11 protein-coding genes are annotated in these 11,197 nt (G+C 72.5%); 5 read left to right on the top strand and 6 right to left on the bottom strand.

The annotated features are described in order from the left end of the window. Positions 1–77: 77 nt before the first annotated feature. Positions 78–863, top strand: a complete 786-nt coding sequence (locus A5659_RS00375) for an S-methyl-5'-thioadenosine phosphorylase (protein ID WP_231997692.1) — start codon at positions 78–80, stop codon at positions 861–863. After that, positions 860–1,888: an NAD-dependent epimerase/dehydratase family protein gene (locus A5659_RS00380; RefSeq protein WP_066871721.1), complete on the top strand. Its 1,029-nt coding sequence runs from the start codon at positions 860–862 to the stop codon at positions 1,886–1,888. The genes A5659_RS00375 and A5659_RS00380 overlap by 4 nt, the downstream gene beginning before the upstream one ends. A 3-nt stretch (positions 1,889–1,891) precedes the next feature. Here the strand turns inward: A5659_RS00380 and A5659_RS00385 are convergent, their stop codons facing one another. Next, positions 1,892–3,613, bottom strand: coding sequence for a hypothetical protein (locus tag A5659_RS00385; RefSeq protein WP_067178778.1), 1,722 nt, complete (start codon positions 3,611–3,613; stop codon positions 1,892–1,894). A gap of 301 nt (positions 3,614–3,914) precedes the next feature. Here A5659_RS00385 and A5659_RS00390 point away from each other — a divergent pair, with 301 nt between their 5' ends. The 3 genes from A5659_RS00390 to A5659_RS00400 are packed head-to-tail and all read left to right on the top strand — an operon-like array spanning position 3,915 to position 6,999. Next, the gene (locus tag A5659_RS00390; RefSeq protein ID WP_067023618.1) at positions 3,915–5,675 is read left to right on the top strand and encodes a hypothetical protein; all 1,761 of its coding nucleotides are present in this window, start codon (positions 3,915–3,917) and stop codon (positions 5,673–5,675) included. Between the two features lie 2 nt (positions 5,676–5,677). Next, positions 5,678–6,340 (top strand): glycosyltransferase family 2 protein, encoded by a 663-nt coding sequence (locus A5659_RS00395; RefSeq protein ID WP_067023621.1) that lies wholly within the window; start codon positions 5,678–5,680, stop codon positions 6,338–6,340. After that, positions 6,337–6,999, top strand: a complete 663-nt coding sequence (locus tag A5659_RS00400) for a DUF2064 domain-containing protein (RefSeq protein WP_067178779.1) — start codon at positions 6,337–6,339, stop codon at positions 6,997–6,999. Before A5659_RS00395 ends, A5659_RS00400 begins: the two co-directional genes overlap by 4 nt. Positions 7,000–7,003: 4 nt before the next feature. Here the strand turns inward: A5659_RS00400 and A5659_RS00405 are convergent, their stop codons facing one another. The 5 genes from A5659_RS00405 to A5659_RS00425 form a co-directional block, all read right to left on the bottom strand. After that, a complete protein-coding gene (locus tag A5659_RS00405; RefSeq protein ID WP_067178781.1) occupies positions 7,004–8,389 on the bottom strand; it encodes a hypothetical protein in 1,386 nt (461 codons plus the stop codon). An 11-nt stretch (positions 8,390–8,400) separates the two neighbouring features. Beyond that, positions 8,401–9,492 carry an o-succinylbenzoate--CoA ligase gene (gene menE, locus A5659_RS00410; protein WP_066873304.1) on the bottom strand — a complete coding sequence of 364 codons (1,092 nt, stop codon included), beginning with the start codon at positions 9,490–9,492 and terminating at the stop codon, positions 8,401–8,403. Positions 9,493–9,560: 68 nt separating this feature from the next. Further along, a complete protein-coding gene (locus A5659_RS00415) occupies positions 9,561–9,863 on the bottom strand; it encodes a DUF3349 domain-containing protein (protein WP_066873301.1) in 303 nt (100 codons plus the stop codon). Positions 9,864–9,919: 56 nt separating this feature from the next. Continuing rightward, complete coding sequence (locus A5659_RS00420; protein WP_066873298.1) at positions 9,920–10,225, bottom strand: hypothetical protein; 306 nt, start codon at positions 10,223–10,225, stop codon at positions 9,920–9,922. After that, the coding region (locus A5659_RS00425) for an inorganic phosphate transporter (protein ID WP_067023632.1) at positions 10,222–11,197 on the bottom strand (976 nt) is incomplete at its 5' end. The genes A5659_RS00425 and A5659_RS00420, both read right to left, overlap by 4 nt.

The raw sequence follows: 11,197 nt of genomic DNA on the forward strand, positions 1-11,197 counted from the left end.
ATCCTGCCAGGACGCGGGCCCGCGGTCGGCGGGCCGCACCGGCGATCGCCCGAGGCGTCATGCACCACAATGGTCGGATGCTCGGAGTCATCGGTGGCAGCGGCTTCTACACCTTCTTCGGATCCGACGCCCGCGACGTCACCGTCGACACTCCCTACGGTTCGCCGAGCGCGCCGGTCACCGTCGGCGCCGTGGGTGACCACGAGGTGGCCTTCTTGCCCCGCCACGGCGCCAAGCACGAGTTCTCCGCGCACACCGTGCCGTATCGCGCCAACATGTGGGCGCTGCGCAAGCTCGGCGTGCGGCGGGTGCTCGCGCCGTGCGCGGTCGGCAGCCTCAAACCCGAACTCGGCCCCGGCACCGTCGTGGTGCCCGACCAACTCGTCGACCGCACCCGGGGCCGCGCCGACACCTATTTCGACTCCGGCGGCATCCACGTCGACTTCGCCGACCCGTACTGCCCGGCGCTGCGCGACGCGGTGACCGGCCTGCCCGACGTGCCGCGCGTCGTTGATGGCGGCACCATGGTGGTGATCCAGGGTCCGCGCTTTTCCACCCGCGCCGAAAGCCGCTGGTTCGCCTCGGCCGGTTTCTCGCTGGTCAACATGACCGGCTACCCGGAGGCGGTGCTGGCCCGTGAGCTCGAAATGTGCTATGCGGCAATCGCTTTGGTGACCGACCTGGATGCCGGCGTGAGCGCCGGCGAGGGTGTGAAGGCGGTCGACGTGTTCGCCCAGTTCGAGAAGAACGTCGAACTGTTCAAGACGCTGGTGCGCCGGGCCATCGCCCGCATCGCCGCCGACCGCAGCTGCACGCACTGCCTGCCGCACGCCGGCGTCACCCTGCCCATCGAGCTGCCGTGAGGGTGCTGCTGACCGGGGCGGCCGGCTTCATCGGTGCGCGGGTCGACGCCGCCCTGCGGGCGGCGGGACACGATGTCGTCGCCCTGGACGCGTTGCTGCCCGCCGCGCACGGCCCGAATGCGGTGCTGCCGCCCGGATGTCAGCGCGTCGACATGCGCGACGCCGACGCGCTGGCCCCCCTGCTGGCGGGCGTGGACGTGGTGTGTCACCAGGCGGCGATGGTGGGCGCGGGCGTGGACGCCGCCGACGCCCCCGCCTACGGCGGGCACAACGACCTGGCCACCTCGGTGCTGTTGGCGCAGATGTTCGCCGCCGGGGTCCGCCGCCTGGTGCTGGCCTCGTCGATGGTGGTGTACGGGCAGGGCAGCTATGACTGCGAGCGGCACGGGCCCGTGGATCCGCTGCCGCGGCGACGGGCCGACCTGGACGCCGGGGCATTCGAGCACCGCTGCCCGCTCGGCGGCGAGGAACTGCGCTGGCGCCTGGTCGACGAGGATGCCTGCCTGCGGCCGCGCAGCCTGTACGCCGCCAGCAAGACCGCCCAGGAGCATTACGCCCTGGCCTGGGCCGAGGCCACGGGCGGCTCGGTGGTGGCGCTGCGCTACCACAACGTCTACGGCCCCGGCATGCCGCGCGACACCCCCTACTCCGGGGTGGCGGCGATCTTCCGCTCGGCGCTGGAAAAGGGTGATCCGCCAAGGGTTTTCGAGGACGGCGGGCAGATGCGCGACTTCGTCCACGTCGACGACGTGGCCGCCGCCAACGTGGCGGCCACCCAGCCACGCGACGGTTTCACCGCGGTCAATGTGTGCTCGGGACAACCCATTTCGATTCTTCAGGTGGCCGGCGCGCTGTGCGACGCGCGCGGCGGCTCGCTGTCCCCGGTAATCACCGGGCAGTATCGCAGCGGCGACGTGCGCCACATCGTCGCCGACCCGTCCCGGGCCGCCGAGGTGCTGGGTTTCCGCGCGGCCGTCGCGCCGGGGGACGGGCTGCGCGAATTCGCCTTCGCCCCGCTTCGGTGAGCGCTAACCCTGCGGCGGGCGGTAGATCTGCGGCTTCTGCGCGGCGATCTGCCGCGTTCCGGTGTCGTCGCCGCGGAAGATGCGGGGCCCGCCCGCCAGCGGGGGTATCTCGGTGGTCGGCGGTTCGTGGTCCGCGCCGGGTCCGCCGCTGGGGATCTGGGTGGTCGCCGCGGCCGACGGGCCGGCGCCCTGCGCGACGGGGACCCGGGTGGTCGGCGCCGCCGCGTTGGGCGCGGCGGCGCGCCTGCGGGCGGCGCGGCGGGCCAGCCGCCGGCCGCTCAGCTGGCCGGTGACGATGGCCGCCGCCAGGATGCCCAGCGCCATGCCGCACAGCGTCACGTCGAAGGTGCTGGTGATCTGCTGGGCCAGGTTGTTGCCGTAGACCGGATGCAGCGCAGGCGAATTCGGTGAGTCCGCGAACCGCGGCGCCAGCTCGACGCCCACGATGACACGGGCGACGCTGAGCGCGGCGACCAGTCCGCACAGCGAGGTGACCATGCGCGCCGACAGGGTGGCCAGCCTGCGGCGCAGCCAGATCGTCAGCACCGCGGTCACCAGATCGAACGCGGCCAGCACGATGCTGTCGTACCGCGAGAACGGGTAGTTCAGGATCACGCCGACGACCAGGTCGGTGATCCGCATCGCCATCGACCCCACACACCAGATGGCGATGAGCAGCAAGCCATTTCGGGTCGTTTCCCGCCACGCGGATTCCTCCGTCGGCGAGGCGTTGCGGTGCCCGAACAGCGCCCGCGGCACGAACAGCGCCGCCCCGGCCGCCCACGCCAGGTAGCCCTCGAACCCGACTCCGGCGGTCGACGTGTTCTGCGCGATGCCGTGGAACGCGTCGAGGTCACGACCGGCGGGCAGGAACCACACCAGGATCCCGGCGGCCAGCGTCGAGGCGCCGAGCGCGATGGTGGTCAGCCGGCTCGCCCGGGTGCTGCGCAGCAGCCACCTGGAGGCGACCAGGACGGCGACCAGCGCCACCACGCCGTACACCACCGCGGTCACGATCACGGCGATGTTCTGCTTGCCGAATTCCTGCGCGCCGCCGGTGCTTTGCAGCGCGTACCGCACCCGCCAGTACAGGTTGAAACCAAAGCTGAGCACCGCCGCGAGCATGGACAGCGCGCCGATCACCCGCGCCGATCTGTGCCAGCCGGTGGACTCGTCGCCCGCCGGAACCGGTCCGGCGAGCGCGCCCGCCGGCACCGCCTGGGCGCTCAACAGCGCGCCGGCCACCCCGGCCCACGCCCCCGGACCGACGCCGCCCGGCACGTTGACCGTGCCGCCGAAACGGACGGTCTCGTAGGCGTCGAACACCACGAAGCCGAGCACCAGCAGCAGGTAGGGGACGTTGAGCGCCAGGCGAAGCCGGGCGGCCCGCGCCGGGTTGAACCGCGCGCCGGCCGAGCGCCAGGAACCGGCCAGGGCGACGGCGGCGACGGCCAGCACCGTCACCACGATCAACACCGCCGCCCACGTCGCGCTGCTGTCCGGGATGCCCAGGCCGAAGTAAAGGTTCCACGGCAGGAACAGCGCGAGGACCAGCAAAGCCACCGCGGCCAGGTCGCCGGCGACGTGCCGGTAGCGCTTCGGGTCCGCGGTCACCGGCCCGCTGCCGCCCGTGGCGTGTGGGCGGATGATCCGGGTGGCCGGCGCTTGCTGGGCCTGACCGCGGATCGGGCCGGTAGGGGTGTCGTCGCTGCTCTGGCTCACCATGCCCCCAGGGATTCAAGGACCGATATTCGTGGCGCGGTTTCGGGTGTTCGGCCGGGGCTCACCCCGCCGAGCCGAGTGCACTGCTCGCTTGCGAACATATTCTCCGTTCGGATGCCGTGGCAGTGGCTCAGACCGGCTGCCGGGGCGGAGACGATTCCGCGGCGAGGCGTCCTGTCGTTCGAAAAGCTGGTTACGCTGCGCTAGTAGACGAAGCTTGTCGCCTGAATTATCAACGGTATCGCAAGTGTAGTGATGCCGGGACATGCTGGTTGCGGGGTAGCCGGGGTGAAGGAGAAGCGGGATGGACGTCGTTCTGGGGGTCGCGGTCACCGGCCCCGTCGCCCGCTTGGCGCTCGTCGGGCCGGGCGCGCAGGGGGAGGTGATCGATCAATCCGTCGTCGACCTCGCTGACAACCCGATCGGGACGCTGACTGAGACCGTGGTCGGCACGAACCGGCTGCTGGCCGACGAGAACCACCGGCTGATCGGCACCCGGGTGTGCTGGCCGGACAACCCGGCCGCCGACCGGCTGCGGCGGGCGCTGGAGGATTCCGGCGTCCACAACGTGGCGGTGCTCTCGGAGTCGCAGGCGGTGGCCGCCCTGATGCGCGCGGCCGGCCGGCCGGGTGCGGCGCTGGTGATGGACGACGCGACGGCGACGCTGTCGATGGTCGGTTCCGGCGACGGCGACCCGGACGCGCCGCCGACGGTGCTGGCCACCCAGCAGCTGGCCGACGCTCCCGGCGGCGATGCGACGGCCGCCTTCCACACCATGATGGCGAACCTCGGCGGCCACCCGGACGCCCCGCAAGACGTGTACCTGCTCGGCGCCTCGCCGGAGCTGCACCGGGTCGCCGACGAGCTTCGCGACGGCTCGACCATGCGCGTGCAGGTCGCCGAGGACCCCACCTTTGCGCTGGCCCGCGGCGCGGCCATCGCCGCCGCTCCGGCGCTCGCGGCGGGGGCGCTCGCGGCGGGGGACGCGACGGCCCTGGCGCCGGCGGTCGGGCTCACCGGCGACGAGACGGCGATGGCCCCGGCGTTCGGGGATGCCACCGCGATGGCGCCCGCGGCCGGGCCCGTCGGGGACGAGACGGCCGTCGTGCCGGCAGCGGAGTTCGCCGATCCGAACGCCGAAGACCACCAGCTGGCCTATTCGATGGCCGATGACGGCGAGCAGTACCCGGGCGAATTCGACGAGTACGACCCCGAACTCGACGACTACGAGTACGGCGACATCGACGAGGCCGAGGCCAAGCTGTCGCGGCGGTCGTTGGTGATCGGCAACGCCGTCGTGGCGTTCGCGGTCGTCGGGCTGGCCTCGCTGGCCACCGCGATCGCGGTCGCCGTCGAGCCCACCGCCAGCCGCCAGCCGGTGGTGGGGGTCCAGAACGGCACGCCGGGCAAGTTCATGCCGATCCTGCCCAGTCAGCAGCAGGCGCCGCTGCCGCCACCCCCGGCCGATGCGCCCAACGCCGGATTCCAGGGCGGCATCGTCCCGGCCCCGAACAACCCGATTCCGCAACAGGTCGCGCCGCCGTCGGGAGGCGGCGTGCCGGCCGGTCCGGTTCCCGAGGCCCCGGTCAACCCCGGCGTCGTGCCCAATCCCGATCCCGGTTGGGCGCCGCGCCCCAATCCCATTGTGCCGGTTCCCATTCCGATTCCCATCCCGATTCCGGGGTGGGGTCCGAATTACCCGCCCTACAACCCGCCGTACAACCCTCCCTACACGCCGCCGACGACGACCTTCTCGCCTCCGACGACGACGTTTTCGCCGCCGACCACCACCTACGAGCCGCCGACGACGACGTATTCGCCTCCGACGACGACCTATTCGCCGCCGACCACCACGCACGAGCCGCCAACGACGACGTATTCGCCTCCGACGACGACGTATTCGCCGCCGAGCACCACGCACGCGCCACCGACGACGACGTATGCCCCGCCGAGCACCAAGGTGACCACCCAGGCGCCGGCCCCGACCCACACCCAGCAGACCGTGCCGCCGACGCATTCGCAGCCGGTGTTCCCGCAGGAGCCGCACCCCCACCGCGGGTTCTGAGCGTGCCCGACGCCGACGGGCTGGTCACGGTGGTGCTGCCCTGCCTCAACGAGGAGGAGTCGCTGCCGGCCGTGCTGGCCTCCCTCCCCACCGGTTACCGCGCGTTGGTGGTCGACAACAACAGCACCGACGACACCGCCGGGGTCGCGAGCCGGCACGGCGCCCACGTCGTCGCCGAACCGCGGGCCGGATACGGCTCGGCCGTGCACGCGGGCGTGCTGGCCGCGACTACCCCGATCGTGGCGGTCATCGACGCCGACGGCTCGATGGACGGCGGCGAGCTGCCCCGGCTGGTCGCCGAGCTGCAGCGCGGCGCCGACCTGGTGACCGGCCGGCGCCGCCCGGTGCCCGGACTGCACTGGCCGTGGGTGGCCCGGGTGGGCACGGTCGTCATGAGCTGGCGACTGCGCACTCGCCACGGCCTGCCCGTGCACGACATCGCGCCGATGCGGGTGGCCCGCCGCGATGCCCTGCTGCAGCTCGGCGTCGCCGACCGGCGATCCGGCTACCCACTGGAATTGCTGGTGCGCGCGGCGGCCGCCGGCTGGCGCGTCGTCGAACTCGACATCAGCTACGGCCCACGCACGGGCGGCAAGTCGAAGGTCAGCGGTTCGCTGCGGGGCAGCATCACCGCGATCCTCGACTTCTGGAAGGTGATTTCGTGAGCGTCCTGCCGGTGACCCTGCTGGTGGTCGCCAAGGCGCCCGAGCCGGGCCGGGCCAAGACGCGACTCGCGGCGACCGTCGGCGATCGGGTCGCCGCCGAAATCGCCGCCGCCGCGCTGCTGGACACGCTCGACGCCGTGGCCGCCGCGCCGGTGGCGGCCCGGGTGGTGGCGCTGACCGGGGACCTGGCCGGCGCCGCGAACGTCGCCGAGATCCGCCAGCGGCTGGCGTCGTTCACCGTGATCGCGCAGCGCGGTGAGGATTTCGCGGCCCGGCTCGCCAACGCGCACGCCGACGCGGCCGACGGGCTGCCGGTGCTGCAGATCGGGATGGACACCCCCCAGGTGAGCGCCGATCTGCTGGGCGGCTGCGCGCGCCGGCTGCTCGAGGCGCCGGCCGTGCTCGGGCCGGCCCGCGACGGCGGCTGGTGGGTGCTGGGGGTGGGGGAGCCGGCGATGGCGCAGTGCCTGCGCACGGTGCAGATGTCGGTGCCCGACACCGGTGAGCTGACGTTGAAGGCGTTGCGCGACAACGGCATCGACGTGGTGACGGTGCCGACGCTGGCCGACGTGGACGTCGTCGACGACGTCGCGGTGGTGCGCGAGGCCTGCGCACCCGGCAGCCGGTTCGCGCGCGTCACCCGCGCGGCCGGCCTCTAGCGGGCTACCAGTGCGTCAGGATGATCGTGTTGAGCGCCAGCGCTCCGATCGCGTTGAGCGCCAACCAGATCCGGTGTGATCGCACCGGCAGCAGGGCGGCCGACGCGGGCAGCCAGACGGTGAACGGCAGCCAGATGCGTTCCACCTCGGCCTTGCTGAGCATGCTCAGGTCGGCCAGGACGACGGCGGCCAGCACACCCAGCAGCAGCAGCTGAAAGCCACAGCGGCGGCGGATCGCGGCCCGGTCGAACACCCGGCTGATTCCGGCGACACCGCCCAGCCCGATCGCGCACACCACGCACGCCAGGTTGGCCCAGCTCCAATATTGGAACGGCCGGTCCTTGGCGATGCCCTGCCAATAGCGTTGCTGCACCAGCGTATAGCCGTCGAACCAGAAGAACCCCGCGACGGCGAACGCCACCGCCACCGCGATCGCGGCCAGCGCCGCCGGGCCCGAGGCCCGCAGGACCGCGCGCCAGTGCGCCCAGCGGCCACCCGGCTGGTGGGCCGAGGCCAGCACCGCCAATGCCGGCAGCCCCATCAGCATCAGGCCGTAGTTGCAGAACACGCCCCAGCCCAACAGCAGGCCCGCGCCCGCGGCCGTCAGCGCGGGGTAGCGGATCGGGCGGTGCACCGCCACGGCCAGCAGCGCGATACCCCACGCCGCCACCCCGGCGAAGTATCCGTCGGCGGAGACGGCCACCCAGATGGCCGCCGGCGTCAGGGCGACGAACGGGGCGGCGCGCCGCGCGGTGGGCTCGTCGGCCAGCGCGCGCACGGCGATCACCACCGCGGCCGCCGCGCTCGAGCCGGCCAGCAGGCACAGCAGCCCGGCCCAGGCGCCGCCGTGCAGGCCGAGCCGGTCCAGCCAGACGAACGTCAGCAGCGCGCCGGGCGGATGCCCCGACACGTGGGTGGTCCACGAGTTCGGCTGGTAGTCCACGATCCGGCTGGCGAACGTGCGCAGTGTGGCGGGAATGTCGGTGATGCCCGGCACCTGTGACAGGTATTCGTCCCGGGTGGTCAGTCGCCCGGCGAAGCCGCGCTGCCAGCCGTCGATCATCGCCAACGCGAACGCCCAGCCGCACGCGGTGGCCCAGCTGCCCAATGTCAGCGTCCGCCACGAAAGGCGTTGCGCCACAATGGGTCCCCAGGCCACGACGGCGATCGCGATGGCGATGGCCGGCGCGGTTCCCCAGCCGGCGTGGATCAGCCAGTCGCCGAAGATCGGCGCGGATCCGGCGTGGGTGGCGAACTTCTCGGCGCCGACATCCAGGCGGGGCCGCACCCCGAGGTTCAGCCGCGGCAACACGAACGCCGCCGCCACCAGGACCACCCCGACCGTGACCGCTACCGCTTCGCGCGCTGCCTCCCGTCGAGCGATCCTCACGGACGAACAGCCTATTGATCGCTCGGCGCGGCGAACCGGCGCACCAACGCCGCACGGTCGACCTTGCCGATGCCGCGGCGTGGCAGCGCGGCAACGACGTGCAACTCGCGCGGGGCGGCGGTGGCGTCCAGGGTGCGGGTCACCTGCGCGCGCAGCTCGTCCAGGCCCGGCGCGGCGGATCCGTCTCGCACCACGATCGCGGCGACCACCCGCTGCCCCAGCCGGTCGTCGGCCACGCCGAACACCGCGCAGTCGCTCACGGCCGGATGGGCACACAGTGCCGCCTCGACCGGCTGCGGCAGCACGGTCAGCCCGCCCGTGCTGATCGCGTCGTCTGCGCGGCCCAGCACGGTCAGCACGCCCGCAGCGCTGACGGCGCCGAGGTCATCGGTGCGAAACCAGCCCGGCTCGGCGAACGGATCCGGGTCGACCGGGTTGCGGTAGCCCTTGGCCAGGGTCGCGCCCCCGATGACGATGCGGCCGTCGACCGTGCGCAGCCGCACCCCGTCCAGCGGGACGCCGTCGTACACGCACCCGCCGGCGGTCTCGCTCATCCCGTAGGTGCGGACCACGGTGATGCCCGCCGCGGCCGCGGCGTCGAGGACGGGTCGCGGAGCGGGACCGCCGCCGAGCAGCACCGCGTCCAGCTCGGCGAGCGCGGCCGCGGCCGCCGGATCACCCAGCGCCTTGGCCAGCTGCGCGGCGACCAGCGACGTGTACCGCCGCCGCGAGCCCAATCTCCTTATCGCGCCAGGCAATTCGGTGACGTCGAACCCGGCCGACACATCCATCTCGACCGGTACCGCGCCGGCGAGCGCGCTGCGCACCAAGACCTGCACCCCGGCGATGTGGTGTGGCGGCAGGGCGAGCAGCCAGCTGCCCGGGCCGCCGAGGCGGTCGTGGGTGGCCGCGGCGCTGGCCGTCAGCGCGGCGGCGGTCAGCAAGGCGCCCTTGGGAACTCCGGTGGTACCCGACGTCGCCACGACCACGGCCACGTCGTCGTCGATGGATTCCCCGACGCGCAGGCCCGCCCGCAGCGCGGCCGACTCGCGATCGTCGGCCCCGGGCAGCGCGAGAAGTGCGGGGTCGCGCCCGTCGAGCACCCGTTCCAGGGCGGGCAATAGCGTCGAGGCTGCCGCGCCCGGCGGGACGTGCAGTGCGCGCAGTGCGACTATGCCGGGTCCCCGGCCTCGTCGGCTTCGTCGAACGGCCAGCCCTGGGCCGCCAGCCGGACCCGCACGCGCTCAACGTCATCCGGCGACGGCAGCTCGTCGGTGATCTGGGTGATCAGCACGCCGATGTCGACGTCGTCGAACTCACCGCGCCGAACCAGCTCGCAGGCCACGGCCTTGGCTTCGTCGTTGGACAACCGGCGGGCCAGCAGCGCGAGCACCGGGAAGGTGTCGGTCGCCGGAACGCCTTCGGGGTATCCCGCGCGCAGCCAGGACACGATGGAGTTGAGGAATCCGTTCACGCTGATACAGCTCCCCCCGGTGTCCGGTTCGGTAACTCGGTGGGCATTAACCGATGCTACTTGGGTTTCGCTCCGAGGAACGGATAGCCGGTGTGATGTGCGATGAAGTCACGGGCGATGTAGGCCAGCGCCAGCGCGATCACCGCGATCACCAGCGCGTAGATGGCCCACGCCACCCCCGTCAGCACCGGGTTGCGCTGCGTCGCGCTGCCGTTGCTGGCGCCGTCGACGTCACCGGCTCCGGCGGACTGCAGCCGGATCCCGAGGGCGAACAGCCCCGGCAGGGCGGCGCCCGCCAGCATGGCGAAGACGAGGATCTTCAAGCTGGCTTGGTAGTTGAACCAGTCGCTGATGTGACTCATGAAGCGCTCGCCTTAACCGTAGGGTCGTCGGAGTCGTGCCGGGGAGCGGTGCCGCCGAGCGTGGGTCCGGCGTCCGACGGCGGGTGCTGCTCGTCGGAGTCGAGCCCGCTGGTCAGGTCGCCCCGCCATTCGGCGTTGACGTTGTTGTGGTCGACCTTGACCTTGCGCGACCGGATGTAGATGGTGGCCGAGACGGCGACCAGCAGCGCGAAGCCGATGATCGCGCCGGGGTAGCCGCCGATCAGGTGCACGATCCAGTAGGTCAGGGCGCCGACCAGGCCGGCCAGCGGCAGCGTCACCAGCCAGGCGACGCCCATCCGGGCGGCGACGCCCCACCGGACCTCGCCGCCGGGCTTGCCCAGCCCGCTGCCCAGCACCGAACCGGTGCAGACCTGGGTGGTCGACAGCGCGTAGCCGAAGTGGGCGGAGAGCAAAATCACCGCGGCCGAAGAGGACTCGGCCGCCATGCCCTGCGGCGACTGGATCTCGACCAGGCCCTTGCCCAGGGTGCGGATGATGCGCCAGCCACCGAGGTAGGTGCCGGTCGCCATGGCCACCGCGCAGCTCACGATGACCCACAGCGGCGGCATCGACGCCGTCTTGCTGACCGAGCCGTAGGAGATCAGCGCCAGGAAGATGATGCCCATCGTCTTCTGGGCGTCGTTGGTGCCGTGGGCCAGCGAGACCAGCGACGCCGAGCCGATCTGACCGCGCCGGAAGCCCGCCTCGGTGCGGGCCTGCGGGACGCCCCGGGTGATCCGGTAGACCAGCCAGGTCGCGACCGCGCCGACCACGATGGCCAGGATCGCCGAGACGACGGCCGGGATGATCGCCTTGGAGATCACGCCCTTCCAGATCACGCCGTGCGCACCGACGGCGGCGATGGTGGCGCCGACGATGCCGCCGATCAGGGCATGTGACGAACTCGACGGGATACCGAGGAGCCAGGTCAGCAGGTTCCAGACGACGCCG

The organism is Mycobacterium sp. 1165196.3, from assembly GCF_001673415.1.
GTDB classification, from domain to species: Bacteria; Actinomycetota; Actinomycetes; order Mycobacteriales; family Mycobacteriaceae; genus Mycobacterium; species Mycobacterium europaeum_A.

What these genes read in the sequence shown, in the direction of transcription:
- A5659_RS00375 (WP_231997692.1), top strand. Translation starts at nt 78, where the DNA reads ATGCTCGGAGTCATCGGTGGCAGCGGCTTCTACACCTTCTTCGGATCC.
- A5659_RS00385 (WP_067178778.1), bottom strand. Translation starts at nt 3,613, where the DNA reads ATGGTGAGCCAGAGCAGCGACGACACCCCTACCGGCCCGATCCGCGGT.
- A5659_RS00390 (WP_067023618.1), top strand. Translation starts at nt 3,915, where the DNA reads ATGGACGTCGTTCTGGGGGTCGCGGTCACCGGCCCCGTCGCCCGCTTG.
- A5659_RS00420 (WP_066873298.1), bottom strand. Translation starts at nt 10,225, where the DNA reads ATGAGTCACATCAGCGACTGGTTCAACTACCAAGCCAGCTTGAAGATC.